At 40.4% G+C, this 25,244-nt stretch carries 28 protein-coding genes; all 28 read right to left on the reverse strand.

Annotated features, from left to right (window positions below; all coding sequences use genetic code 11):
• Nucleotides 1-21: 21 nt before the first annotated feature.
• The 28 genes from LCM11_RS03165 to dnaJ all read right to left on the reverse strand — a co-directional run bounded on the left by LCM11_RS03165 (nucleotide 22) and on the right by dnaJ (nucleotide 25,182).
• The gene (locus LCM11_RS03165; RefSeq protein WP_224892802.1) at nucleotides 22-1,137 is read right to left on the reverse strand and encodes a Nif3-like dinuclear metal center hexameric protein; all 1,116 of its coding nucleotides are present in this window, start codon (nucleotides 1,135-1,137) and stop codon (nucleotides 22-24) included.
• Nucleotides 1,137-1,841: a tRNA (adenine(22)-N(1))-methyltransferase gene (locus LCM11_RS03170; protein ID WP_224892803.1), complete on the reverse strand. Its 705-nt coding sequence runs from the start codon at nucleotides 1,839-1,841 to the stop codon at nucleotides 1,137-1,139. Before LCM11_RS03170 ends, LCM11_RS03165 begins: the two co-directional genes overlap by 1 nt.
• A gap of 70 nt (nucleotides 1,842-1,911) precedes the next feature.
• Nucleotides 1,912-2,283 carry a cytochrome c550 gene (cccA, locus tag LCM11_RS03175; RefSeq protein ID WP_224892804.1) on the reverse strand — a complete coding sequence of 124 codons (372 nt, stop codon included), beginning with the start codon at nucleotides 2,281-2,283 and terminating at the stop codon, nucleotides 1,912-1,914.
• A 108-nt stretch (nucleotides 2,284-2,391) separates the two neighbouring features.
• A complete protein-coding gene (locus LCM11_RS03180) occupies nucleotides 2,392-2,934 on the reverse strand; it encodes a hypothetical protein (protein WP_224892805.1) in 543 nt (180 codons plus the stop codon).
• A gap of 91 nt (nucleotides 2,935-3,025) precedes the next feature.
• Entirely contained in the window at nucleotides 3,026-4,174 is a 1,149-nt protein-coding gene (gene rpoD, locus LCM11_RS03185) for an RNA polymerase sigma factor RpoD (RefSeq protein ID WP_224892806.1), read from the reverse strand.
• A gap of 38 nt (nucleotides 4,175-4,212) precedes the next feature.
• Entirely contained in the window at nucleotides 4,213-6,027 is a 1,815-nt protein-coding gene (gene dnaG, locus LCM11_RS03190; protein ID WP_224892807.1) for a DNA primase, read from the reverse strand.
• A 35-nt stretch (nucleotides 6,028-6,062) separates the two neighbouring features.
• Nucleotides 6,063-6,533 carry a DUF188 domain-containing protein gene (locus LCM11_RS03195; RefSeq protein ID WP_224892808.1) on the reverse strand — a complete coding sequence of 157 codons (471 nt, stop codon included), beginning with the start codon at nucleotides 6,531-6,533 and terminating at the stop codon, nucleotides 6,063-6,065.
• Nucleotides 6,534-6,779: 246 nt separating this feature from the next.
• The gene (locus LCM11_RS03200; protein ID WP_224892809.1) at nucleotides 6,780-7,592 is read right to left on the reverse strand and encodes a pyruvate, water dikinase regulatory protein; all 813 of its coding nucleotides are present in this window, start codon (nucleotides 7,590-7,592) and stop codon (nucleotides 6,780-6,782) included.
• Between the two features lie 22 nt (nucleotides 7,593-7,614).
• Complete coding sequence (locus LCM11_RS03205) at nucleotides 7,615-8,244, reverse strand: helix-turn-helix transcriptional regulator (protein WP_014643786.1); 630 nt, start codon at nucleotides 8,242-8,244, stop codon at nucleotides 7,615-7,617.
• Nucleotides 8,245-8,327: 83 nt separating this feature from the next.
• A complete protein-coding gene (gene glyS, locus LCM11_RS03210) occupies nucleotides 8,328-10,412 on the reverse strand; it encodes a glycine--tRNA ligase subunit beta (protein ID WP_224892810.1) in 2,085 nt (694 codons plus the stop codon).
• Nucleotides 10,405-11,292, reverse strand: coding sequence for a glycine--tRNA ligase subunit alpha (glyQ, locus tag LCM11_RS03215; RefSeq protein WP_224892811.1), 888 nt, complete (start codon nucleotides 11,290-11,292; stop codon nucleotides 10,405-10,407). Before glyQ ends, glyS begins: the two co-directional genes overlap by 8 nt.
• A gap of 306 nt (nucleotides 11,293-11,598) precedes the next feature.
• A complete protein-coding gene (recO, locus tag LCM11_RS03220) occupies nucleotides 11,599-12,342 on the reverse strand; it encodes a DNA repair protein RecO (protein WP_224892812.1) in 744 nt (247 codons plus the stop codon).
• 21 nt (nucleotides 12,343-12,363) lie between these two features.
• Nucleotides 12,364-12,516, reverse strand: coding sequence for a YqzL family protein (locus tag LCM11_RS03225; protein WP_224892813.1), 153 nt, complete (start codon nucleotides 12,514-12,516; stop codon nucleotides 12,364-12,366).
• A 97-nt stretch (nucleotides 12,517-12,613) separates the two neighbouring features.
• On the reverse strand, nucleotides 12,614-13,519 hold the full coding sequence (era, locus tag LCM11_RS03230; protein ID WP_224892814.1) for a GTPase Era: 906 nt from the start codon (nucleotides 13,517-13,519) through the stop codon (nucleotides 12,614-12,616).
• A gap of 76 nt (nucleotides 13,520-13,595) precedes the next feature.
• A complete protein-coding gene (locus tag LCM11_RS03235; protein WP_224892815.1) occupies nucleotides 13,596-13,976 on the reverse strand; it encodes a diacylglycerol kinase family protein in 381 nt (126 codons plus the stop codon).
• Nucleotides 13,951-14,418: an rRNA maturation RNase YbeY gene (gene ybeY, locus LCM11_RS03240; protein WP_224893083.1), complete on the reverse strand. Its 468-nt coding sequence runs from the start codon at nucleotides 14,416-14,418 to the stop codon at nucleotides 13,951-13,953. Before ybeY ends, LCM11_RS03235 begins: the two co-directional genes overlap by 26 nt.
• Before the next feature lie 317 nt (nucleotides 14,419-14,735).
• Nucleotides 14,736-15,698, reverse strand: coding sequence for a PhoH family protein (locus LCM11_RS03245; protein ID WP_224892816.1), 963 nt, complete (start codon nucleotides 15,696-15,698; stop codon nucleotides 14,736-14,738).
• A gap of 2 nt (nucleotides 15,699-15,700) precedes the next feature.
• The gene (gene yqfD, locus LCM11_RS03250) at nucleotides 15,701-16,882 is read right to left on the reverse strand and encodes a sporulation protein YqfD (RefSeq protein ID WP_224892817.1); all 1,182 of its coding nucleotides are present in this window, start codon (nucleotides 16,880-16,882) and stop codon (nucleotides 15,701-15,703) included.
• Between the two features lie 16 nt (nucleotides 16,883-16,898).
• Nucleotides 16,899-17,183 carry a sporulation protein YqfC gene (yqfC, locus tag LCM11_RS03255; protein ID WP_224892818.1) on the reverse strand — a complete coding sequence of 95 codons (285 nt, stop codon included), beginning with the start codon at nucleotides 17,181-17,183 and terminating at the stop codon, nucleotides 16,899-16,901.
• 70 nt (nucleotides 17,184-17,253) lie between these two features.
• A complete protein-coding gene (locus LCM11_RS03260) occupies nucleotides 17,254-17,760 on the reverse strand; it encodes a hypothetical protein (RefSeq protein ID WP_224892819.1) in 507 nt (168 codons plus the stop codon).
• A 29-nt stretch (nucleotides 17,761-17,789) separates the two neighbouring features.
• Nucleotides 17,790-18,785: a flotillin-like protein FloA gene (gene floA, locus LCM11_RS03265; protein ID WP_224892820.1), complete on the reverse strand. Its 996-nt coding sequence runs from the start codon at nucleotides 18,783-18,785 to the stop codon at nucleotides 17,790-17,792.
• Nucleotides 18,782-20,140 carry an NfeD family protein gene (locus tag LCM11_RS03270; RefSeq protein ID WP_224892821.1) on the reverse strand — a complete coding sequence of 453 codons (1,359 nt, stop codon included), beginning with the start codon at nucleotides 20,138-20,140 and terminating at the stop codon, nucleotides 18,782-18,784. Before LCM11_RS03270 ends, floA begins: the two co-directional genes overlap by 4 nt.
• A gap of 121 nt (nucleotides 20,141-20,261) precedes the next feature.
• Nucleotides 20,262-20,708 (reverse strand): GatB/YqeY domain-containing protein, encoded by a 447-nt coding sequence (locus LCM11_RS03275; protein WP_089749083.1) that lies wholly within the window; start codon nucleotides 20,706-20,708, stop codon nucleotides 20,262-20,264.
• Between the two features lie 22 nt (nucleotides 20,709-20,730).
• Nucleotides 20,731-20,904, reverse strand: a complete 174-nt coding sequence (gene rpsU / locus LCM11_RS03280) for a 30S ribosomal protein S21 (protein ID WP_089749081.1) — start codon at nucleotides 20,902-20,904, stop codon at nucleotides 20,731-20,733.
• 473 nt (nucleotides 20,905-21,377) lie between these two features.
• The gene (deoC, locus tag LCM11_RS03285; protein ID WP_224892822.1) at nucleotides 21,378-22,049 is read right to left on the reverse strand and encodes a deoxyribose-phosphate aldolase; all 672 of its coding nucleotides are present in this window, start codon (nucleotides 22,047-22,049) and stop codon (nucleotides 21,378-21,380) included.
• A gap of 83 nt (nucleotides 22,050-22,132) precedes the next feature.
• On the reverse strand, nucleotides 22,133-22,894 hold the full coding sequence (locus LCM11_RS03290) for a 16S rRNA (uracil(1498)-N(3))-methyltransferase (protein ID WP_224892823.1): 762 nt from the start codon (nucleotides 22,892-22,894) through the stop codon (nucleotides 22,133-22,135).
• A gap of 6 nt (nucleotides 22,895-22,900) precedes the next feature.
• Complete coding sequence (prmA, locus tag LCM11_RS03295) at nucleotides 22,901-23,845, reverse strand: 50S ribosomal protein L11 methyltransferase (protein WP_224892824.1); 945 nt, start codon at nucleotides 23,843-23,845, stop codon at nucleotides 22,901-22,903.
• A 215-nt stretch (nucleotides 23,846-24,060) separates the two neighbouring features.
• A complete protein-coding gene (gene dnaJ, locus LCM11_RS03300) occupies nucleotides 24,061-25,182 on the reverse strand; it encodes a molecular chaperone DnaJ (protein WP_224892825.1) in 1,122 nt (373 codons plus the stop codon).
• Nucleotides 25,183-25,244: the final 62 nt, after the last annotated feature.

Raw genomic sequence — 25,244 nt, forward strand, 5'->3', positions numbered from 1 at the left:
ATTGAAAGCATCCTGATCTCTCTACACAAAAGTAAAAGGTTCCGTATTGGATTCAGAAAGAATAACAGATAGACCCTGAGGCCATTTTTCTTCTAGGTATTTCTTAATCTCAGCGCAGACTACCTTCTCTACATGGTGGCCAGGATCAATTATTGAAAGTCCCATTTCCATAGCATCTTGAGCTGCATGAAAAGTCATGTCCCCTGTAATATAAACATCTGCTCCGTTCGCTTTTGCTGCATGGATATACTTTTCTCCGCTGCCCCCAAGAAGAGCAGCTTTTTTGATCACTTTTGAACCTTCACCCGTCATCCGTACAGCTGGGACGTTGTATTTTTCTTTTACTTTTTCACACAATTCCTTTAGTTCAATCGGTTCTTTAAAGCGGCCTATACGTCCCACACCTTTATCTTCTCCTTGGTTCAAAAGAGGATAAAGATCATAAGCAACTTCTTCATAAGGGTGAGCTTTCTCCATTGCAGTCAACACACCATTTAATTTTGATTTAGGTACAATAGTTTCAATTCGTTTCTCCTCTACTATCTCAAGATCGTCTACCTGTCCAATGTAGGGAGTTGAGCCTTCTTGAGGCTTAAAGGTACCTTGGCCCGATAACTGATACGTACAATGGCTGTACTGTCCTATATGACCAGCCCCTGCCTCGCTGATTGAATTTCTTACTTCTTCCGCATGTTCTTCCGGTACAAAAACTGTCAGTTTAACTAGTTCATCCTGCCCGGTTGTCACTAAAGGAGAGGTGTCCTCAAGACCAATGGCTGCTGCCATTACATCGTTAACTCCGCCTGCTGCTACATCTAGATTAGTATGAGCAGCGTAGACCGTAATGTCATGTTTGATAAGTTTTTGAATGACTCTGCCCTTCGGAGTGTCAAAATTTATTTGATTTAACTTTACAAACAACAAAGGGTGATGAGCAACAATTAAATCAACTTGCTTCTCAATAGCCTCATCTACTACATTCTCAAGTACATCAAGTGTTACCATCACTTTCTTTACTGGTTTATTCAGTGTGCCTACTTGAAGTCCGACATTATCCCAATCAAAAGCCAGGTGCTTTGGAGACCATTCTTCAAAAGACTTAATAATTTCACTAGCTGATAACGTTCGATTCGACATTATTCAGTTGCCTCCTTTAACCAACTAATCTCTTTTTGTAATTGGAGAATTTTCTCTTCATTTACCACACTAGCCTGCTTAACTTGAGAGAGAACATACTCTTTTTTCTCAAGTTCCATTTTACACTTCCTAAGAAATACCTCTTCAGCTTTTTTCAGAAGATGAGGACCAAGCCATAATTGTTTCTCCAATTGTGAAGAATCATAAGAAGCAGCTGGCTCTCCTCTGTCACCTACTAGAATTTCATATATATGGCCGTTTTCTTCGAGAATTACTTCATCTACTAAATCATAACCGTTTCGAAAAAACCATTGTCTTACCGAACGAGCATCTATATTAGGCTGAGCTATAATTCGTTCGGTTTCAGAAAGCTTCTCCTTGCCACTTTCTAAAATATCCCTTATTAAGGGGCCACCCATTCCTGCAATCACAACCTGGCGGACTTCATTGTTATTTAAAACGTGTAAACCATTTCCCAGACGAACGTCTATACGACCTTCCAAATCATGATTTTCCACTTCTTTCCATGCACTCTTGTAAGGTCCGTGATTAACTTCTCCTGCTATTGCCTTAGCAGAAGGATCGTTCAAGCAAACATAACATGGAAGATAAGCGTGATCCGAGCCGATATCAGCAAAAAAAGCACCCCTCGGTAATTTTAAGGCTACATTAGTAAGTCGTTTGGATAACTGATTGACATTCATATTCACTCTTCCCTCTCATAATAAAGAAAAGCTTTCTGATTGTCACAGAAAGCTTTTCAAGTATAAGTAACTATTTCTTTTCCGCTAACCATTCTGCTAATGCTGTGGCCTGTTCACCTGTATAGAGCCCGGCAGGCATTTGAGATCCTTTACCATTGAGTATGATATCTTTAATTTCATCAGCAGAATAACGGCTTCCCACTTCCGTTAAATTAGGACCTGCTCCACCTTCTAAGTTACCACCATGACAACTGGCACATTTAGATTGGAACATTTCTTCAGGATTGGCATTGGCTGCCTCTTCCTGTTGTTGTTCTCCACCATTTTCTTCCTCATTTTGAATCGCTTCGCGCTGGTTAATCCCTGCAGCAGAAACGATGATCATAGCTACTATACCTAAGACAGCGATAATAGCAAATGGAATCACAGGGTTTCTTCTCATTAGTTGTATCCTCCTTATGTATTCCTTAAGTTAGTATGGGCAAATCTATTCGGCTATATTTATTTTACTTGAAAAGTTCCACTTATTAAAGAGATAACTTGTGAAAAGTTACAAAACAGCAGCTAGACAAAGGAAAAGAATTCCTATAACGCTTGATATCATGAGATAATGAATTCTCCATCGCACACCAATCCCCATCCAAAGGAGACAGTGAAGGCTCGCCATTCCATATATCCATTGAGAACTGATTGAGAGACTGGAAACCAAATTTAAGAAAAGTAGTAAGCCTATAAGTAATCCTGTAATTAATGGGATATGATAAATTCCAGTATAGGTACTTCTTACCTGCCGGAGAGTCAGAAAAGCAGTGAAAACAAAAGTCGACAAAAGCCCTGTTTGCAATATGAGGTTCATTTCAGTAAAATAAATGACAAGAAATGAAAGGGGTAACAAAATAAGGGTTAAAATTGAAATCATCAGCATGAGTGGATTTCTTTTAGAGTTCATGAACTCTATATCTCTGTCGCTGCTGTTTTTTTGACCCTCGGTGTATAGAGCTAACAGAAAATCGCAATATTCACGGGGAAGTAGTCGATGCTCTTTCCAATAATGGATTTCATTAACAATGGTTTCTAGTCGATTTTCTTTCATACACTGTATCCCCCGCCAGTTAAAGAATTAAAAAACCCAGGCACCATCTGAACACTCTGCAGACGATGGATACCTGAGTCATCACATCTTTTTATTCCATAAAGTCTTTAAGACGTTTACTTCGGCTTGGATGTCTCAACTTGCGGAGCGCTTTTGCTTCAATTTGGCGGATTCTCTCTCGCGTTACACCAAATACTTTCCCTACTTCTTCAAGCGTACGCGTTCGTCCATCGTCTAATCCAAATCTTAAGCGTAATACATTTTCTTCACGGTCTGTAAGCGTATCAAGAACGTCTTCCAACTGCTCCTTCAAGAGTTCATACGCCGCATGATCGGAAGGGGATGTAGCTTCCTGGTCTTCAATGAAATCACCAAGATGGGAATCATCTTCTTCTCCGATAGGAGTTTCAAGCGAAACTGGTTCCTGAGCAATCTTCAGGATTTCTCGTACTTTGTCCGGCGTTAGTTCCATATCCTGAGCGATTTCCTCTGGAGTAGGTTCACGTCCTAGATCTTGTAAAAGCTGACGCTGTACTCTAATGAGTTTATTAATGGTCTCTACCATGTGTACAGGAATACGAATGGTACGAGCCTGGTCTGCAATTGCACGAGTAATGGCCTGTCTGATCCACCAAGTAGCATACGTACTGAACTTATAACCTTTACGATAATCAAATTTCTCTACTGCTTTGATGAGACCCATATTCCCTTCTTGAATTAAATCGAGAAAAAGCATCCCTCTGCCTACATATCTTTTAGCGATACTTACAACTAGACGCAAGTTAGCTTCAGCTAGATCTCTCTTGGCTTCTTCGTCACCATTTTCAATTCTCTGAGCGAGACTGATTTCATCTTTAGCAGATAAGAGGTTTACACGTCCGATTTCTTTTAGATACATTCGAACTGGATCGTTGATTTTGACCCCTGGAGGTACGCTTAAGTCGTTAAGGTCAAACTCCTCTTCTTTATCTAACTGTTTCATACTAGGGTCAGTCTCAGAATCACCAATGACTTCAACACCCTGTTCGTTCAAATGCTCATAAAATTCGTCCATTTGATCAGAGTCTAATTCAAAGCTTGATAGCTTTTCAGCTACTTCCTCGTAAGCAAGTACTCCTCGCTTTTTCCCTATTTCCAACACCTGATCTTTTGCTTGTTCAAGTGTCATTTCATTTGTATTATTACTATTGCTTTCCTTTTCTTTAGAACGTGATGGCTGCTGTTGCTTATTATCCGCCATATGTCCCCCTCCTTCCAACATATCTATACCAACTATATCTAGGTGTTTTTTAATTCTTTTTTCCTCTCAATGATCTTCATGGCAATTTCAGCAGCTTTAATGGGTTCATTTTGCTGCTCCGCCCGCTTTAAATCATCTTCTAAGGTTTTAATATCCGTACGGTCACTATGCTCAGCTTTAATCCGAAAAATGTAATCATGTATTTCCTGATCAGACACTTCTTCACTAACCGGTGCCATAGCCAATTCAATTACTAGATTTTTCAGAGATGGGTCGTCAAGTTTTTCCACGAACTGACTTACATCTGACTGATTACCATCTTCATAGTAGGCATAAAGATAGGTCACTATAACCTGATGATCTGAAATATTAAATGCCCCTCCTAGTTCCTCTTGAACTTTCTCAGCTATGAAAGGATCTCTTAACATATAGGCAATCAGCTTTCTTTCCGCATTATGAAAAGCCGGCAGGAGTTTATTCTGAATAGAATACTGACTTGTACGGTTAGTATATCGGTTTTGGTCTTTGTTATCCTGTTTAAATGTGTTTTTACCTCTGATGCGATGGACTTCTTCTTTAAGAGTATCGACCGACATCTGGAACTCTGAGGCCAGTTCATTTAAATAATGCTCTCTCTCTACTGCCCGGTCGAGGAGAGCGACCTCCTGTAGTACCTTTTCGATATAAGCAATTCGATCTCCTTCCAACTGAAGATTATAATCTCTTCGAAGATAGCTCATGATAAAGGCGATGAACGTGTCACTCGTGTCCAAAACTTCTCTTTTAAAGCGGTCTCCACCATGCTTTTGAATAAAATCATCGGGGTCTAACCCATCTGGAATTCTGGCTACGAATGTTTGACACCCAGTGTTTTTCAGCAGTCGGCCAGCCTTCACAGCAGCTTCTACGCCTGGCTGATCGCCGTCATAGCATATGATAACCTGATCTACATAACGTTTGAGAAGATTAGCCTGAGAACTAGAGATCGAAGTCCCCATCGTACCTACGGCATTGTGAACGCCCGCCTGATCAGCAGAGATTACATCAACATATCCTTCAAATAAGATCACGGACTTCTGTTTACGAATTGCTCCTCTTGCCAGGTCAAAGTTGTAAAGCAGCCTGTTTTTCTGAAATAGTTCCGTTTCCGGACTATTCAAATACTTAGGTTCTTGATGACCCAGTGAACGCCCGGCAAATGCCACCGTTTTCCCTAAGTGGTTACGAAGCGGAAAAATTAATCTGCCTCTAAAACGATCGGCATACTCTCCCTGATCATTGGAATTTAACAACCCTGCTTTTACCATTGTCTGAGGGTGGAACCCTTTTTTCTCAAGGAACGTGACCACAAACTCTTTGGAATTCGGTGAATATCCAATCTGGTATTTTTTAATCGTTTCTTCACTAAATCCCCGGTCAATTAAATACTGATAAGCATCCTGACCTTCTTTTGAATTAAGAAGCATATGATGGTACAACTTCGCAAGCCATTGATGAGCTTCTAAGATACTTTGAGATTCAGTGCTTATTTGTGAAGAATCCTCGTGGGAAGCTTCCTCGGGTAAATCTATTTGTGCTTGGCCAGCCAGTTGTTTAATAGCCTGAATGAAGTTGAAGCCTTCCATTTCCATAAGGAAGGTGTACACATTCCCTCCCTTTCCACATCCAAAGCAATGGAAGATTTGCTTATCAGCAGAAACGGAAAAAGAAGGAGTGCTTTCTCCATGAAAAGGACACAAACCAAAATAATTTCTACCCTGTTTTTTCAATTCTACATAATCACCAATAATATCCACGATATCCGTGGATTGGCGGATTTCATCTACTTTTTCTTCTGGAATATGCCCAGCCATACGCATCACCATACTAAACAATTATTCGAGATAGACTATTGAATACCTTCCTGAGCAGCTAACAATTTTTCAAATACATGCTGAAAATACTCGCGATCCTCTTTTTTGAAAGCGGAAGGACCTTTCCACTTTTTATTTTTCTTCATGGACTGTTGTCTCAAGTACTTGTTATTCATTATTTCATCTGCATCAGTATCTTTGATTAGTTTACCTCTTGGAGTAAGAACATAAACCTCTCTAGTTGTCAATAGTACAGCTAAAGATAAGTCCTGAGTTATTACATAATCAGACGCTGAGACATGATTGAGAATATAAAGGTCAACTGCTTGAGACCCATGATCTAGAAAAATCCAACCTTGTTCTGCCTTTTCAGGACTATAATGATTAACAGTAGCTATGAATATGGGGATAACTTCATATTTGCTGCACACACTATAGATTTCCTGTTGAACTGGACAACTATCTGCATCTACCCATATTCTTGGAACTTGATTTGACTTTGACATAGTTACTGTACTTCTACAATAATACATAGAATCCTTCTAATTTTAGAATGTTTTATTTTTCTGAAAGTGCTCACTTACTTCATTTAGTGAAATCTAAGTATCCACAGTTTGCTTGTTTAGAATCATTTTTTCCGCAAATAAACATTATAATACATTCTATAGATTTACGCTATATACTATTTTACCTATTTTCATCCTTCCCAACAAAAGTCGCGCTTAATCATAGCGCGACCTTAAGTATTGGTACTATTCTTGGGAATCTTGACGTAATTTATTCGTTATCACATTCGCCGTCTCTTCAACAGCTTTATTGGATACATCAATAACATGGCAGCCAATTCGATCTACTACACGATTAAAGTGTTCAATTTCCTGGTGAATTCTGTTCATATTTGCATAACTGGCTTGCGCTCCAAGTCCCAAGGATTTTAAGCGCTCTTTTCTGATGTCATTTAATTTTTCCGCACTGATCTTTAATCCGATACATTTATCAGGGTCCACTCGATACAGTTCAGCTGGTGGTTCAACTTCTGGCACAATGGGCACATTCGCCACCTTTAATCGTTTGTGAGCTAAATATTGAGAGAGCGGAGTTTTCGAGGTCCTCGAGACACCAATCAACACAATATCCGCTTTAGCGATTCCTCGAGGGTCTCTTCCATCGTCGTAGCGTACAGCAAACTCAATGGCTTCTACTCTCTTGAAGTAATCTTCATCCAGTTTATGAACGAGTCCAGGTTCAAGGCGAGGTTCTAAATTGAAGTGCTTTTCCATCGATTCCATCATCGGCCCCATTATATCCACACATTCGATATCATACTTTTTTGCTTCCTCAATTAAATATGTCCGGAATTCCGGGATGACAAATGTAAACCCTACCATGGCTCCCTGTTCTTTCGCCTGAACCAGAGCCTCATTTATTGTACCTTTATCCTCTACGTACGGAATTCTCTGAAGATCAAAAGGACCATCATCGAACTGACTAAGAGCTGCTTTCACGACGAGCTCTGCGGTTTCCCCTACAGAATCTGATAATACGTAAATTAATGGTTTCCCCATATTCTCCCTCCTGTCTGTTCTTCTACAGGTGCTGATCTAGTCCTAACTCAACCAGAGCTTTAGTTATGTTGGTTTTTGTAAGTCTGCCTATTACTTCTAACCCATTCTCAGCAGGCTCAACAACTGGAAGACCATCAATTTGCTTTTCTATAAGCTTTTGAGCGGCATCCAGTAACAAATCCTCTGGTTTACAAATGGTGATATTCGGCATCCGTGTCATAATAATATGAACAGGGATCGAGGACAAGTCCTGATTCCCAATACTTGCTCGTAAAAGATCTTTTCTGGAAAGTACACCTACCAAATGTCCAAGCTCATTCGTTACAAACAATGTACCAACATCCTCCAAAAACATAGTGCAAATGGCATCGTAAGCTGATACATCCTCTTCTACCACGATCGGTATAGATTGATACTCTTTGACTTTAAACTTTTTCAACTTCTCCGTTAACAATTCTGAACCCGTTTTTCCAGTAAAAAAATATCCAACACGGGGTCTCGCGTCCAAAAATCCTGCCATAGTTAGAATGGCAAGATCAGGCCGCAGAGTAGCCCTTGTAAGGCTTAAATGGTCCGCTATATTTTCCCCCGTTATAGGCCCGTTGTCTTTTACTATTTGAATGATTTGTTCTTGTCGGTTTGAGAGTTCCAATCTTTCACCACCCTGCTCACTGTGACATACTATTCTATTTAATTATTATAGACCATATTAATAACCGGGTAAAAGAAGGGGACTTAGAACTGCTGTTTCCATTCAATAGCATTCAGGTCTGCAAACTCTTTAATGTCTGCAGCAATCTGACTTAATAAACCTAATCGATTGTTTCGAATCTTCTCATCTTCTGCCATAACCATCGTCCCATCAAAGAAGTCATGAATAGGAGAAGCCAATTCAGAAAGCTTCTCTAAAGCCTGAGCGGAACGGTCTTCCTGCATCGCTTGCACATACTCTGGATGGACCAATTTAAAGGCTTCATATAAACGAACTTCTGAATCATTCTCAAAATACTTCGGGTTTACTTCCATGGCATTTGATTTTTTTGCGAGGTTAAGCACTCGGCCTAAGGCTTCATGTACATATTTAAAAGTAGGATCCTGACGCTTATCTACAAGCACTCTTGCTTTTTCAATGGTCGCTGCGAAGTTTCGTACGCCATTCGTAAGCGTTGCTTCGACAATGTCAGGGTCAATGCCCTTCTCTCTTAATAGATAGGCAGCTCTAAGTTTAAAGAATTCATGCAAATTCTGATGCACTTCATCTTCTGGACGTGTTGGAAGATTTAATTCACGATAGAATTGGTGAACGAGATCTATTAATTTCTCTACAGGAATATTCCACTGTTGACTTTGTAACGTCTGTAAAACTCCAAGCGCCTGCCTCCGTAACCCATAAGGGTCCTGAGAACCTGTTGGAAGGATCCCAATCGAAATGCTTCCTACAATTGTGTCAAGCTTATCAGCTATACTTACAATCGAACCGATTGTTGAGGAAGGAAGGGAGCCGTTAGCCTGCCTTGGCATATAATGTTCGTTAATAGCTCTCGCTACAGCTTCCTCTTCTCCAAATAAACGAGCATACTTTTCTCCCATCACTCCTTGAAGCTCCGTAAACTCATCAACCATCTGAGTAACAAGGTCAAATTTGCATATCTCAGCAGCTCGTTCAGCTTGCTGCTTTTCTAAGTCATTCAAGTCAAGCCACTCACTTATTTTACTTGTTGTGGCTCTAATACGTTTCACTTTATCCGCAAGGGTTCCAAGTTCAACTTGATATACCATTCTGGACAACTTTTCCAGTTTTTGATCTATCGTTCCTTTCTGATCTTCTTCATAAAAGAACTGGGCATCTTTTAAGCGAGCTTTCAAGACTTTTTCATTTCCACGGGAGACCGTATCTAAATGTTTATCGTCACCATTTCGAACGCCTACAAAATAAGGAAGAAGAGTACCTTCTTGAGAACGAACCGGGAAATAACGCTGATGTTCTTTCATTGATGTAATTAAAGCTTCTTCAGGTATCTCAAGGAATTCTTCATTATATGCTCCATAAAAGACCGTTGGATATTCGACCAGATGAGTGACTTCCATTAATAGTTCCTCATCTATAATAAGCTTCCAGCCTTTTTCTTCTTCAAGTTTCAATAGTTGTTCCCGTATGGCATTCTTTCTCTTCGTTACATTACTAATGACATATTCGTCGGTTAAAACTTGTTCATAGCTTTCAGCTGAACGAAGAGATGCTTTATCACCCAGGAAACGATGACCGTATGTAATTCGGTCAGTCGTTACATTTTCAATAGCGAAAGGAATAATTTCCTCACCAAACAAGGCGGCCATCCACCGGATAGGCCGGGCGTACCTTAGGTCGTAGCTTCCCCAACGCATATTCTTGGAAAAGGTAATACTTAGAAACACAGAGCGAAAGTCTTGAAGCAATTCTTTTGTTGCTTCACCTTGAATGAATTTCGTCACGTGGACATATTCAGTGCCCTTTACTTCTTTGAAGTATATATCTTCTACATTTTTTCCTTGTCCTTTAGAAAATCCAATAGCTGCTTTCGTCCATTCCCCATTTTCATCCAGAGCAATGTTCTTAGCAGGACCTTTCGCTTCTTCTTCTATATCAGGCTGTTTTTCAGCTACATCACTAATCTGAACAGCCAGTCTTCTCGGAGTAGCAAATCCTTTCACTTCTCCGAAAGGAATTCTCTGTTCACGGAACCACGTTTCTGTCTTTAGTTCTAATTGCTGCAGAGCGTCATCAATAAACCTGGCTGGAAGCTCTTCTACCCCAAGTTCAAATAAAACTGTATTATTCATGGCTCTCAACCTCCTTAGGTAACATCGGGAATCCTAATCGTTCTCTTTCCTCCACATACGTTTTAGCAATCTTCCTTGCCAGGTTCCTCACACGAGATATATAACCCGTGCGCTCCGTGACGCTGATTACTCCTTTTGCATCTAAAAGATTGAAAGTATGAGAACATTTTAAAACGTAGTCGTAAGCTGGGAATACCAATCCTTTTTCCATAATTCTTTCTGCTTCTTTTTCGTAAGTAGAAAAAAGACTGAAAAGCATGTTCTCATCAGATTCTTCAAAAGTGTAGATAGAATGTTCATATTCTGGCTGTTTAAAAATATCTCCAACTGTGACACCGTTAGTCCACTCCAGATCAAATACATTTTCTTTGTCCTGAATATAAGACGCAAGACGTTCTAAACCATAAGTGATTTCAGCAGATACCGGGCGTGCTTCAAGTCCTCCAATCTGCTGGAAATAAGTGAACTGTGTAATCTCCATTCCGTCAAGCCACACTTCCCAACCTAATCCTGCTGCCCCAAGTGTAGGGTTTTCCCAGTTGTCCTCGACGAAGCGTATATCGTGCTGATTCGGATCTATACCTAAAGCACGAAGGGAATCAAGATAAAGTTCCTGGATGTTATCTGGAGATGGTTTCATAATGACTTGAAACTGGTGATGCTGATATAACCGATTTGGATTTTGACCGTAGCGTCCATCAGCAGGACGTCTTGAAGGTTCCACATAAGCTACATTCCACGGTTCAGGACCCAGACTTCGCAGAAGAGTCATAGGAGACATCGTCCCCGCTCCTTTTTCCGTATCATAAGCCTGCATAAGCAAACACCCCTGATTTGACCAATGGTTTTGCAAAGTAAGAATCATATCTTGGATATTCATTTTCATCCTCCTCTTTCTAATAGAAAAAACACACAGTTCTTTCAAACAAATAAAATCCCGTCCCTATGTCTGGATACATACAGACATAGGGACGGGATTTCCGCGGTTCCACCCTACTTGCCTTCCAATATGGAAAGCCTCTTTTAAAGATGGTTGCTCAGGACTGCCTTCACTGAACCATAACGCTTGTCTTCCACCATCACAAGCTCGCTTTATAGTCTGGTTTCCAGCTACTACTTTCCTTCTTCACAACGTAGTATTAAGTAGTTGAATCATACTGAATTAATAAGCGAATGTCAATTAAGATCAAGTAAACAGATCTAATTGTTTTAAAAACTTCTTCGATTTAATTAAATATCCACCATAACGATCATAATACTCATCCATAATTAAACGCAATATCTTTTTATTCTTCTCTTTCATAGAGATCTGTCCCAGCCGTTTCACGTCCATATGTACAAAGATACGTAAGAGTTTAGGTAAAGGATCCGGCAGTCCATATGCGTTTTGATCTCTGAATTTACAACGGTAGCAGAGGAGCCCTCCTTCAAGAATAGAAAAGGAGTAAGGTCCTTCTTGACTGCCGCAATTTATACAGTAGTCCACCACTGGAGAAAAACCAGCTTTTTTAAATAATTTCAATTCATAAATCATCGACAATACTGCTGCATCTTTCCCCTCATTCATCCATAGCAGTGTTTGAAGAAATTGCTCATACATAAATGGATCCGGTTGCTTTTCATCTATCAGCTTATCTACGAGTTCTGCCAGATAAGACGCATACGCGGTTTTCACAATATCCTCGCGTATTGAGCGCAGGGAGGTGATCATTTCTCCCTGACTCAAAGATCCCAGTCCAGACCCTATTTGAATTAAATACATGCCATGAATAAAGGGCTGAGTAACTGAGGCAGTGCGGCTTTTTGGCTTTTTAGCACCACGGGCCATCACCCCTATCTTCCCTTTCTCACGAGTGAAGAACGTCACAATCTTATGGGTTTCCCCGTAATCTCTCGTTCGGATAACAATGCCTTCGACCTTTTCTAACAAAGCACTCACCTGCTTCTAGTCTTACAAATTAAAATCATCTTGAGATTCCTGTTCGATAGAGGAAGCTTGATGTTCAGGAGATTGCTGATTTTGTTCCTTTATTTCCTTCATCAATAAATAAGTTTCAATGTTTCCCGTTTGTCTGAACACATTCCATGGAAGGTTTTCGAGCAAAAGAAACACCGCCTTTCTTATATTCACTGAGCATCGGAATTACATCATTAGCATGCTTCTTAAAGGTGAAATCATAAGACTTAATATTTTCCAACTCTTAATAATCTTCTTCGTTATATCCGAAATCACTTAGTTGTACTTGACGGTTTCTCCAGTCTTTCTGGACTTTAACCCAAAGTTCTAAAAAGACTTTGCTGCCCAATAAAGATTCAATATCTTGTCTGGCACGTTTACCTATCTCTTTAAGCATACTTCCCTGCTTACCAATAATAATCCCCTTCTGAGACTTTCTTTCTACTATAATGGCAGCCTGAATATAAACAGCATTCTTATTTTCTCGAGGCTCAATCCCTTCAATGACTACCGCTATAGAATGCGGAATTTCTTCATGAGTCAAATGCAGAACTTTCTCCCGAATAAATTCACTAATAACAAAACGCTCGGGATGATCCGTGATCTGATCTTCAGGATAAAATTGCGGCCCAGCTGGTAAATGACTTTTTAATACCTCCAGCATGTGGTTAACGTTATTCCCTTCTAACGCAGAAATAGGAATGATTTCTTCAAAGTCCAATTTTTCCTTGTACTGCTCAATAAGAGGCAACAACTGATCTGGATGTACTTGATCAATTTTATTAATAATTAAGAATACCGGCTGATTCACACGCTGCAGACGATCAAGAATAAATTGATCTCCGCGCCCGTACCCTTCTTCAGCATTGATCATAAAAAGAATTGCATCTACTTCGTTTAATGTATTTTCCGCTACATTAACCATATAGTCTCCGAGCTTATGCTTAGGTTTGTGAATTCCAGGGGTATCAATAAAAACAATTTGAGACTCTTTATCTGTCATAACCCCCTGGATCTTATTCCTGGTTGTCTGCGGCTTGTCACTCATTATCGCGATTTTTTCTCCAATTACGCGATTCATAAAAGTGGACTTGCCTACATTAGGCCTGCCCACAATCGTGACGAAGCCGGATTTGAATTCTTCATTCATAGTTGTGCCTCCAATGTTTCTTACGTCACTTCTTAATTTCTAAATTCACTATAAAGTTCCAATTTTTGTTCATGCATTAAAATAAGGTGATCAAGTGTGGAAGAAAGATAAACGCCCCTACAATTAACGAGGCAATACTAGCTATTAATACAGCACCCGCAGCAATATCCTTCACTAAACCGGCAAGTGGGTGGTATTGGGGTGCCAGGTAATCCATCACCCGCTCGATACTGGAATTAATCATCTCCAGAGTAATAACTATGGTGATCATGATAATCAACAGCGCCCATTCTAAGGTAGATATCCTTAAACTTGCCCCTGTTGCTATGCATAGAACTCCAGCAATCAAATGAATGCGAAAGTTCCTTTCTGCACTCCAGACTTCCTTAACTCCATTCCAAGCAAAGCGAAAGCCGATAGATTTCTTTTTTTTAGGACCTTTCAAGTCCGAACTCATGAAGGATTTCCTCTTGTCTATTAAACATCACTTTTTCTTCTTCTTCATTTTCATGATCATATCCTAATAAATGCAAAAAGCCGTGAAGGGCTAAGAAACCTAATTCTCTTTCCAGCGAATGATCGTAATCTTCAGCCTGCTCCTTCGCCTTATCTAAAGAAATCACGATATCGCCGAGCATGAGAGGGAGATCTTCACTGAGAATTTTTGTTTCGCCTTCTCCTTCTTCCTGCATAGCAAAAGAAATTACATCAGTAGGCTGATCTTTCTGCCGATAATTTCGGTTAATTTCTTGAATTTCGTTGTTATCAACAAAACTTATCGAAACTTCAGCGTCAGGTTGAACACCTTCTTTATCGCCTGCAAAACGAATAATACGTTGAATTAAATCCACATAGGCTTCATCTACTGAATTGGTTTCATCTTGAAAATCAATTTGAATCACACTATTTCCTCCTCAAGCTGCAATTTTTACTAACCATGCTGTATTCAGGAATGTAATTTATCCAATGGTTTATTATAGCTTCTTCCGTTATTTTCTTCAAAGATAACTAATGAATGCGGGATTGATCACCCACGGGTTAACTGTTCTAAACAACGTAAACATCTTTAGCTTCTTTAATAATATAAGCTCTTATAGACCATGATACCTTCAAGAGAGAAGGAAAACAAATCCAACCCTCAAAAGAAATTTAATGCAAGTCAAGCCTACTATGTAATCATTCTCCTACAAATAAAATAAGGCCCTTAATAAGGGCCTTAGGAATTGTCTTTCTCATAAGCATCGATGATCCGCTGTACTAGCGGATGTCTTACTACATCAGATTGATCTAAATGAATGAAGGCAGACCCTTTTACTTTGCCGAGCTTTTCTTCTGCAACCTTCAAGCCTGACTTAACCCCTTTAGGTAGATCAACTTGAGTAATATCACCTGTAATAATCATTTTGGAACCGAATCCGAGACGAGTCAAAAACATCTTCATTTGTTCAGGAGTCGTATTTTGAGCTTCATCTAAGATCGCAAAGGCATCATCGAGGGTGCGTCCCCGCATGTATGCAAGAGGGGCTATTTCAATTGTACCTCGATCAATGAGACGCGCAGTATGTTCCGTTCCAAACACATCATGCAGGGAGTCATAAAGAGGACGGAGATAAGGATCCACCTTTTCCTTTAAATCTCCTGGTAAAAACCCTAAACTTTCTCCGGCTTCAACTGCTGGCCGAGTTAATATAATTCGTTTAACATCACCATTTTTCAAAGCATTTACCGCCATAACGACGGCCAGATAGGTTTTACCTGTCCCTGCTGGACCGATACCGAAAACTAAATCATTGCTCTTAATAGCAGAGATATAGTTTCTTTGTCCAAGAGTTTTTACACGAATCGATTTACCTTTACTGTTTCTTGTGATTTCATCTTCAAATAAAGCTTCGAATTGATTTATTTTACCTTTTTTGGCTAGTTCTACGGCATAAACAACATCTCTTTCCGTAATGGTTAACCCTTTACGAATAATAGCAAGCACAGAATGAAGAATATCTTCCACTAATTGAACCTGCTCCGCTTGTCCGGAAACTCGAACCGTTTCACCTCTTGAAATAATGGTTACTTTTAATTGTTCTTCAATCTGCTTTAAATTTCTATCTTCTGTCCCAAACAGGGCCAGCGCTTCCGTTGTATTATCTAATTGAATGTCCATTGTTTTTAAATCTTCCGGCATACTCAATCTCCTTGACTTATATACTTGGTCACTGCTATGTTTTCATGAACTTTGAATAATAGGATTAATTTTACTTTACCATTCTCCTCACGAAGGTGCAAAACTTTTTCTTTCATGATTTCAGCCTCTTTTCCAAGGTATTGGTTCAGGCTTTCGCTTGCCGTTATGATTCCCAATTTTTGAATCTTATCTTTAGATTGTTCATATTTTTTTGAGTCTATTTCATAATAATGAATGGCTTTTAGATCAATCGGTAACTTCCATCCAAACCATTCCCAGCTTGTCTCTTTGTTCTCACTTCTAAATTGAGGTCCATTTTCCTTCCACCACCCCCAGAGAGGAATAGTTAAGGATCCGATTTTTAGTTGGTATTCCTTTATTTCCAATCCATCAGTCAACTGAAGTACTTGTGTCATTGGAATACTTTGATCGACTTTATACCACGTTTCGGCGATGACCTCCCCTTCCGTATGGACAAATATATCCTTATCTTCTACCAATTGACCCGTAGCCAATTTCTGGCCTTTCTTAACTACATCATTTACGGTTACAAGCGGTCTTCCTTTCTCAATGAACGTTTTTACTATCATGCCCTTTTTTTCTGCCACCAAATCAGAGGGACGAAGGTTCTTACTTGTATCATGTCTGGTCTTTTCGACACCGTACAGCTGATAACTTGTCCCTTTCTTATTAACTCCTATCCATAAAAGATCAGGGATGTCATCAAGCAGTTTTCTTTGTATATCATTAGGATCATCCATACCTATCGTCAGCTTGCCTGGGGATACCCCATAGCTTTTTAATTTTTTTTCGACATTAGCTTCTAATTCGGGAGTCAAGCCTTCTACTTTAATAGACCAAAGTGTATTAGCTAATAGAAAAACGACGATAACAGAAAGCAAAAAAGCTGCCATTAAAGCTTTTCGCTGTGTGATTTTCCTATAATAGAATGGAAACCCTCTTCCTCCTAAGATCGAAAGTTTACAACGATACTTTTTTCGTAACTGCCTGAAAGTTTTCCATTCACTAAGTCTAATGGTCATTACAGCTTCATGTTCATTGACTCGCTTAATATTTGAAATTACACATCCCCTGCGTACGCATGCCTGGAGGAATGGTTCAATCATTTTTCCTTGCACCTTAACTCTCATGCTGCCTTGAAAGAAGTCCTGCTGCACCTTCATAGTTATCTACTCCCCCTTAAGCTTCAGGCAGGAATTCCACCGATTTTATTTCTCCCTCTAGCAATAATTCTTCTTTCAGCATCATTTTTACTCCGAGATCTTTTCCAATTATTTTCACTTGTCCCTGCTTATATTGAATCCTTACTTCATGATCTGAGAAATGCAAAAGGCCCGTGTGATTCTCTATGTACACATGGATCGACCCAATTGTCGTGATTCTGGGCAGATCAAGCATCACATCAGAAGGTAAATCGAAATAACGTCCGATCCATGTACGGATTTGCTTTTGCCATTTAGCCATTCGACTCCCCCCCTCTTTTTATTTATACGAAAAACGCACGAATTGTATCACTACAATTCGTGCGTTTCATTTATCTTTTTCTTGGATGAGATCGATGAGGCTTATAGGCTCTGGGCTGACCGAGAATCTCTGCTGCAATAACCCCTTCGGCTAATCGTTTCTTATCCCATTTATTTAGTTTTTTTAGTTTCGGAAGATTAGGTACATCTTCTTCTTGAGGCACATACCGCTCCATCTGCCCGTCCTGGATCTTATCCGATGTATGAATATCCTTATTCGGTGTCTCATACGTGAACGTTTTCTGAGGGTCCTGAGAAACGTTTTCCCTTGAATATCCTTTGATCTTTTCCTGCTGTTCTTCATAGTATTCTTGCAAGTTTTTCTGTCCTGTCCTTACAGGACCTCGCTCCTCAGCTTCTTCAGAAGGACCGTTTGGATAACTGGTGGGTCTGGGCTGATTTTGTTTACGTTCGTCTTCCTGTTCACTTCCCATTCGGCTGAAAAAGCTAATAATACCACCTATAACAGCAGCTACGATGAGAAAGTTGCTAAATAATAGATCAAAAAGTTCTCCCATAGAAATTCTCCTTTTCGCTAATCAGGGGATTAACTTTCTTCACCTTCGCCCTGCTCACCTTCAGACATCTTGCCAAGTGTATTTCTCATATCGGTGTCGGCATTAATATTTTGATAATTCATATAATCCATGACACCCATTTTTCCTGAACGAAGAGCTTCTGCAAGAGCCTGAGGAACCTGAGCTTCAGCTTCCACAACTTTGGCCTGCATTTCCTGAACACGGGCGCGCATTTCTTGTTCTTGAGCAATCGCCATAGCCCGGCGTTCTTCGGCTTTAGCCTGCGCAATATTTTTATCAGCTTCTGCCTGATCTGTCTGCAGGATCGCACCAATGTTCTTACCAATATCAATATCCGCAATATCTATGGATAAGATTTCAAAAGCCGTTCCAGCATCTAGCCCTTTTCCTAATACATTTTGTGAGATCCTATCGGGATTTTCTAAGACTTTATTATGGTTTTGACTTGAACCTATGGTTGATACAATTCCTTCCCCAACTCGGGCTATAACTGTATCCTCACCAGCACCTCCGACCAAACGGTCGATGTTAGCACGTACCGTAATACGTGCTTTAGCTTTAACTTCTATACCATCCATAGCAACCCCTGCAATAAACGGAGTTTCAATAACTTTTGGATTAACACTCATTTGCACAGCTTCCAAAACATCACGGCCTGCAAGGTCAATCGCAGCGCAGCGCTCGAAGCTCAATTCAATATTTGCACGCTGAGCAGCAATAAGCGCGTTAACCACCCGGTCCACATTACCGCCGGCTAAATAGTGACTTTCCAATTGGTTGGTATCTACATTTACCCCGGCCTTATGGGCTTTAATCAATGGATTAATGACTCTGGATGGTACAACTCTTCGCAACCGCATACCAACTAGAGTGAAAATACTGATCTTGACTCCAGCTGCCAGAGCACTGATCCAAAGCATCACAGGGATGAAAGTAAATAATACAGCTAAAACAATGATAATGACACCAATGACAATAATTGGCATAAGTTCTTGTAGCGTCATTCTTTCTCCTCCTCTTTCTCTTTTAATGAAAGTTCACGTACTACTATACGGGAACCTTCCGTTTTCAAAACTTTAACCGATTGTCCAGTGCCAACAAATCCTCCCTCAGTCACTACATCCAGGCGTTCGCCATCGAAAACCGCAGTGCCTGCAGGTCTTAGAGGGGTCATGGTTTCTCCAACCATTCCAATCAACTCTAAGCGGCTGGTAGAAGATAAATACCCCTTCTCTGCAGAGGTAGAATCCTGGAGAATAATATGACGGAAAAAACCTCGCTCCAGCCCCATGGTTTTAAACAGTACGACGGAGACAATAACGGTCGCAATTAAGGCTATTCCAATGCTCATAGCCATATGCCCCATATCCGCAGATGAAAGCATGAGAGAAGCTACAATGGAAACGACTCCTGCAACTCCAGCAATTCCTCCCGGAAGAAAGATTTCCGCTATAACAAGGCCTATTCCAAGTATAAGCAAAATAATAGCTTCATATCCAGCAAGTCCTGCTACAATGTGTCCGTAAAAGAATAAAACGAGTGAGAGCAACCCCATAATTCCCGGTATGCCAAATCCCGGAGAATATAACTCTACAATCAGTCCGAGACTTGCAACGGAGAGCAAAATAGGAATGACGACCGGATCGGTTAGAAATCTGGCTAAATTCTCTGCCATTGTAGGATTATTTTCAGTCACTTTTGCTTCAGACAATCCTAACTCATTAAGTAATTCAACACGGTCTTCTACAATACCTTCTGCATAGCCTACTTCTTCGGCTTCCCTGGGTCCAAGAGTTAGAAATTTCCCTTCAGCGGCATTGTATTCTGGAAGATCTATGCTACTATCAGCCATGGCACGGGCATAAATGGGATCGCGGCCATTAGATTCAGCAGCGGCTACCATCGAAGATATCCAGGCAGACTGAGCTTTTTTATCAGCAGCGGTACCATCTGAGTTAATTACCCCTGAAGCCCCCATAGTTGCTTGCGGTTTCATATAAATATTATCCGCATTAAGAGCTATATAGGAGCCTGCTGAATATGCCCGACTAGTGACAAAGGCCGTATTCGGGATATCAAGGTCCTGAAAAATCTCACCTATATCTCCAGCAGCATCTACCCTGCCCCCAGGTGTATCTATTTCGAATATAATGTGATCGACACCATTTTCAGCAGCTTCTTCCGTGGTCCTCTTTAGAAAAGCAGCCATCCCCCGTTCAACTGTATCTTGTACAGGAATAATATAGACCTGCTCTCCTTCCCCTTGAGCGTGCACAGAAGAATAATGGTGAAAGATGGACAAACCAACGGCTAAAACTACCAAGCAAAAGATTATGGATAAACGAAAAGTCCTTTTCATTAAACGATCACCTCCTTATGCTTATTAGCTTTCCCAAGGAATACTACATATACGAATAGAACATCCTTCAGGTTTCAAAAAATATAAAAAGACCTCTCTTTAAAAAGAGAGGTCTTTATATTTAAGATAATTGCTGAAGTACAAGCTTATTGACTTTGGAGCCATCGGCTTTACCTTTAACTTTTGGCATTACAGCACTCATGACTTTACCCATGTCACTTTTCGATGTCGCTCCTACCTCTTGAATTGTTTCTTGAACAACTTGATCAAGTTCTTCATCTGAGAGCTGTTTCGGCATATATACTTGTAAAATCTCAATTTCACGCTCGAGTCCTTCTACAAGATCTTCGCGTCCAGCTTCTTTAAATTCGTGGAGGGAATCTTTTCTCTGCTTAACCTCACGGGTTAATACAGTTAATTCTTCTTCTTCAGTTAATGAATCTTTACCCAACTTAATCGCTTCATTTTGTAAAGAAGCTCTAGCCATACGGATCGTGGACAGTTTTTCTTTGTCACGAGCTTTCATAGCCGTTTTCATATCCTGGGTCAGATTTTCAGTTATAGTCATCGTTCCGCACCCTCTTTAGTTACTACTTACGCTTTCTAGCCGCCTCAGACTTTTTCTTACGGCGTACGCTAGGCTTATCGTAATATTCACGCTTACGATATTCAGCTAATGTACCACTTTTTGATACATCGCGCTTAAAGCGACGAAGAGCATCTTCAAGAGACTCGTTTTTACGAACGCGAGTTGTGTTTGACATGCAATTTCCCTCCCTCCGAAGCAAAAACCTGATTCTTTGTATAGGAACCTCCCATACCTTTGACAATTATATTATATGGTTTAAAAACGGTCAACTTTTTATTTCATATCTTTTGGAAAAATCACCTGTTTTTCTACAGGATGATTTCGTTATAATTATGTAGATTTGCCTGGATTGAGAGGGATTTCCAGCTTTTTTAAATCTGGAAGTCCATCCTATAGAAAATATTTACCTTTAAATTCGCTGGGTTCAATACTAGTGTTATTCATTAATGATCGCCTTGGGGAATGAATGGATCATTTGAGAAAATTAACACCGATCTCCTTAGGTACTTCTAATGCTGCAACCGTACTAAAATAATTTAAACAAGAGGTTCAATGATTCTGCTCTTCATTACTTTGTCAATCTTTAGTAACAGATATGATAAAAAGAGAGCCGTTAGCTTTTCAGCAGGACGGCTCTCCGTTCGAATATTAATAATCTGACGTGCCTTGTTCGCCCTTAAGAATAGAAATTCCTGCACTTGCACCTATACGGGTAGCACCAGCTTCAATCATTTCATTCGCACCTTCATAATCGCGAACGCCGCCGGAAGCTTTGACTCCCATTTCCGGACCAACAGTTTTGCGCATAAGACTTATATCGGCAACAGTTGCTCCGCCGCCAGAAAATCCTGTCGAGGTCTTCACATAATCTGCTCCAGCTTTTTTAGCAAGATGAGAAGCTTTCTCTTTCTCTTCTTCTGTTAATAGAGACGTTTCGATAATTACTTTTACGATTGCTTTACCCGCTGCTTCACGGACAACAGCCTCTATGTCTGATTGTACAGCTTCATCATTTCCTGACTTAAGCTCTCCGATATTAATAACCATATCCACTTCTTCAGCACCTTTTTCAATCGCCTGACGAGTTTCAAAGGCTTTTGTTTCTTTAGTGGATGCTCCTAATGGAAAGCCTATGACTGTACATACTTTCACATCCGTGTCCTTTAACTTTTCATAGCAATAGTCTACCCAGTAAGGATTTACACAAACGGAGGCAAAATCGTACTCTGCAGCTTCTTCGCATATTTGAGTAATCTTATCCTTTGTGGTGTCTGGCTTTAATTGTGTATGGTCAATCATCTTTGCAAGATTCTGTCCCATGTATTTAATCTTCCCTTCTGATTTTGAGTTGTTCGTACAACTAATTTTAACATACCTATGCCTAATAAGGAATCCAAGCTTCTTCAGCTATTCTTTCCTCTTTCTTCAAATTGATAAGAAAGAGTTGATAGGAAATATAAAGGTGCCGTTTCCATACGAAGAATTCTCGGACCAAGGCGCACTGTTAAAAAGCCTGCATTCACTAAATCACTAATCTCATTTTCAGAAAAACCGCCCTCTGGTCCAAAAACAACCAGAACTTTCTCGTCCAGCTTTATTCTTTCTAATATAGAGGCGAGCGGTCGAAATGATTCGCTGCGCGCTTCTTCTGCATGTGCAAGAATACACCAGTCATATTCTTCCTTTAAATAGATGAGTTCTTGAAAGGATAATAAAGAATGAATCTCAGGGATACGAATCCTTTCTGATTGCTCACTAGCTTCTTTAGCAATCTTTTGCAACCGTTGAATTTTTTTAGCTGCCTTTTTTCCATCCCATTTTGCTACTGAACGATCAGCCTGATAAGGAATAAATGTATAGGCTCCAAGTTCAGTTCCTTTTTGAACGACTTGCTCTAACTTGTCCCCTTTACCAAGGCTTTGCACAATACTTACCTGCACGGGAAGTTCACGATTTTCCTCTAACCATTCCTCTACCAAGCATTCTACATGTTCGGACGTCACTTCTGAAATCCTGCACCTGGCCGGCCCATGTTGTGGGTGAATTCCAACCAGCTTGTCCCCTTTCTCCATGCGCATGACTCGTAAAATATGATGCACATCTTCTCCAGTAATCCACAAGCGCTTGTTTTCCCAATTAGATCCTTCTACAAAATAACGCTGCATGCAAAATCACCTTGACTCTGGCTTTCTGGCGATAATACTGATCCAGTCTTCCATTCTATTTGTTTCCACAATGTCAAAGCCTGATTTTTTCAGGCGTTCCAGCACCATTTCCTTTTTACCAGATATGATTCCACACGTAATGAAATATCCTCCAGGCTTAACAACTTTAAAAGCATCATCCGTAAACCGAACGATAATTTCTGCCAGTATATTAGAAACAATCAGATCCGCTTCCTGTTCAACTCCTTCAAGAAGATTATTAAGCCTGGCGGAAACTTGATTTTCAACTCCATTCAACTCGGCATTAATCATGGTACTTTTTACTGCAATATCATCGAGATCAAACGCATGCACGTGACGTGCCCCTAATAAAACAGAGGCCACACTTAATATGCCAGAGCCTGTTCCTACATCCAACACTAAATCATCTTTTTGTAAATACTGTTCCAAAGCCTGAATACTAAGAACAGTTGTCGGATGAGTACCTGTTCCGAAAGCCATACCGGGATCCATTTCTATAATTATTTCATCACTGGAAACAGGAGTATAATCTTCCCACGTCGGCATAATAGTAATCCTTTCAGATATCTTGACCGGCTTGTAATACTTTTTCCAGGCTGTCGCCCAGTCCTCTTCCTGAACCTCGCTAAGTGTTACTACGTTTCTCCCCACATCTATCCCAAACTCGTGGAGGTTATTTATAGATTGCTTAATTTCCTCAATCGTTTCTCCAAGAAAGCTGTTCATAGGTAAATAAGCTTTAACATAGACCCCTTCTTCAGGATAATCTTCAGGGTTCAATTCATAAATTTCTCCCAGGTCAGTCTGGCCTTTCATCATATCCTGCGGGTCTTCAATTACGACTCCGCTTGCTCCTGATTCGTGTAGAATATTGGATATTGGTTCAATCGCTTCGTTAGTTGTATGAATACAAAATTCAGACCATTTCATTTGACTCAACTCACTTTACAGTTTTTTATTGCTACTATGCGAACACCCGCAGGCTGGATTTTCTGCCCTATGGGCTACGGTATTCAGCAGAATTGATAACAGCAAATAGAATTTTATCTCATATAAAAAAAGAGTGTCTGAACGATTTACGGGACCTTACAGATTTAAAAACCCTGTGAACCGTTTGTCGTTCCAGACACTCTCCTTTTATTCAATCAGTCACCTTTAAAGGCACGCTTCATACGTTCAAAAAAGTTACCATGCTGTTCTTCTGTAGCGTCATTTCCGCTAATATCGTTAAACTCACGCAGCAGTTCTTTTTGCCGTTCTGTAAGATTTTTCGGCGTGATAATTTTCATTTTCACGTGCTGATCTCCTTGACCGCGCCCGTGAACATTTGGAGCACCTTTTTCTTTCAGACGGAACGTTTTACCAGTTTGAGTACCTGCTGGTATCTTAAGCATGACTTTCCCGTGCACAGTCGGCACTTCGATCTCATCACCAAGCGCGGCTTGAGCGAAAGTCAGCGGAATCTCACAAAAGATGTGATCTCCGTCTCGCTGGAAGAACTCATGAGGCTGAACGCGGATCACTACAAATAGATCTCCTGCAGGTCCCCCATTTACTCCTGCCTCACCTTTTCCTTGGACACGGATTTGATGACCTTCATCGATACCTGCTGGAATATCGATATGAATTTTATTACGTTTTGTTACCCGGCCATCGCCGCCACAAGTTTGACATTTATCCTTAATAATTTTACCGCTTCCTTGACAGTAATGACATACTCTGCGGTTAACTACGCGGCCAAACGGTGTGTTCTGCTCCTGATTAATTTGCCCGCTTCCTTCACAGTGTGGACACGTATCTGGAGTAGTACCTGGTTTAGCACCAGAACCATCACAAGTATCGCAGGCTTCTTCAACTGGAATTTCAACATCTGTGCTCTTACCAAATATGGCTTCTTCAAATTGTAAAGTCATGGTGTATTGCAAGTCAGCGCCCTTACGTGGAGCGTTTGGATCACGCTGACGGCCACCACCGCCAAAGAACATATCGAAAATATCTCCAAAGCCGCCAAAGTCTTGACCGCCTCCGAAACCACCAAATCCCTGGTTAGGATCCTGATGACCAAACTGATCGTACTGAGCACGTTTTTGCTGGTCACTTAAGGTTTCGTACGCTTCTTTCGCTTCCTTAAATTTCTCGGAAGCATTTTCTTCTTCACTAACATCTGGATGATACTTTCTTGCTAGTTTTCGGTACGCTTTTTTAATTTCATCTTTAGAGGCATCCTGGGATACACCCAGCACCTCATAATAGTCGCGTTTACTCACTTGTCGATCACTCTCCCGGACACTATTACATAACGTTTATATTAACATTGACTGGTTTGTTT

It is taken from the genome of Halobacillus halophilus (assembly GCF_020171985.1).
GTDB lineage: Bacteria > Bacillota > Bacilli > Bacillales > Halobacillaceae > Halobacillus > Halobacillus halophilus_A.

What these genes read in the sequence shown, in the direction of transcription:
- LCM11_RS03165 (WP_224892802.1), bottom strand. Translation starts at nt 1,137, where the DNA reads ATGTCGAATCGAACGTTATCAGCTAGTGAAATTATTAAGTCTTTTGAA.
- LCM11_RS03170 (WP_224892803.1), bottom strand. Translation starts at nt 1,841, where the DNA reads ATGAATGTCAATCAGTTATCCAAACGACTTACTAATGTAGCCTTAAAA.
- cccA (WP_224892804.1), bottom strand. Translation starts at nt 2,283, where the DNA reads ATGAGAAGAAACCCTGTGATTCCATTTGCTATTATCGCTGTCTTAGGT.
- LCM11_RS03180 (WP_224892805.1), bottom strand. Translation starts at nt 2,934, where the DNA reads ATGAAAGAAAATCGACTAGAAACCATTGTTAATGAAATCCATTATTGG.
- rpoD (WP_224892806.1), bottom strand. Translation starts at nt 4,174, where the DNA reads ATGGCGGATAATAAGCAACAGCAGCCATCACGTTCTAAAGAAAAGGAA.
- dnaG (WP_224892807.1), bottom strand. Translation starts at nt 6,027, where the DNA reads ATGGCTGGGCATATTCCAGAAGAAAAAGTAGATGAAATCCGCCAATCC.
- LCM11_RS03195 (WP_224892808.1), bottom strand. Translation starts at nt 6,533, where the DNA reads ATGTCAAAGTCAAATCAAGTTCCAAGAATATGGGTAGATGCAGATAGT.
- LCM11_RS03200 (WP_224892809.1), bottom strand. Translation starts at nt 7,592, where the DNA reads ATGGGGAAACCATTAATTTACGTATTATCAGATTCTGTAGGGGAAACC.
- glyS (WP_224892810.1), bottom strand. Translation starts at nt 10,412, where the DNA reads ATGAATAATACAGTTTTATTTGAACTTGGGGTAGAAGAGCTTCCAGCC.
- glyQ (WP_224892811.1), bottom strand. Translation starts at nt 11,292, where the DNA reads ATGAATATCCAAGATATGATTCTTACTTTGCAAAACCATTGGTCAAAT.
- era (WP_224892814.1), bottom strand. Translation starts at nt 13,519, where the DNA reads ATGAATGAAGAATTCAAATCCGGCTTCGTCACGATTGTGGGCAGGCCT.
- LCM11_RS03235 (WP_224892815.1), bottom strand. Translation starts at nt 13,976, where the DNA reads ATGAGTTCGGACTTGAAAGGTCCTAAAAAAAAGAAATCTATCGGCTTT.
- LCM11_RS03245 (WP_224892816.1), bottom strand. Translation starts at nt 15,698, where the DNA reads ATGCCGGAAGATTTAAAAACAATGGACATTCAATTAGATAATACAACG.
- yqfD (WP_224892817.1), bottom strand. Translation starts at nt 16,882, where the DNA reads ATGAAGGTGCAGCAGGACTTCTTTCAAGGCAGCATGAGAGTTAAGGTG.
- yqfC (WP_224892818.1), bottom strand. Translation starts at nt 17,183, where the DNA reads ATGGCTAAATGGCAAAAGCAAATCCGTACATGGATCGGACGTTATTTC.
- LCM11_RS03260 (WP_224892819.1), bottom strand. Translation starts at nt 17,760, where the DNA reads ATGGGAGAACTTTTTGATCTATTATTTAGCAACTTTCTCATCGTAGCT.
- floA (WP_224892820.1), bottom strand. Translation starts at nt 18,785, where the DNA reads ATGACGCTACAAGAACTTATGCCAATTATTGTCATTGGTGTCATTATC.
- LCM11_RS03270 (WP_224892821.1), bottom strand. Translation starts at nt 20,140, where the DNA reads ATGAAAAGGACTTTTCGTTTATCCATAATCTTTTGCTTGGTAGTTTTA.
- LCM11_RS03275 (WP_089749083.1), bottom strand. Translation starts at nt 20,708, where the DNA reads ATGACTATAACTGAAAATCTGACCCAGGATATGAAAACGGCTATGAAA.
- rpsU (WP_089749081.1), bottom strand. Translation starts at nt 20,904, where the DNA reads ATGTCAAACACAACTCGCGTTCGTAAAAACGAGTCTCTTGAAGATGCT.
- deoC (WP_224892822.1), bottom strand. Translation starts at nt 22,049, where the DNA reads ATGGGACAGAATCTTGCAAAGATGATTGACCATACACAATTAAAGCCA.
- LCM11_RS03290 (WP_224892823.1), bottom strand. Translation starts at nt 22,894, where the DNA reads ATGCAGCGTTATTTTGTAGAAGGATCTAATTGGGAAAACAAGCGCTTG.
- prmA (WP_224892824.1), bottom strand. Translation starts at nt 23,845, where the DNA reads ATGAAATGGTCTGAATTTTGTATTCATACAACTAACGAAGCGATTGAA.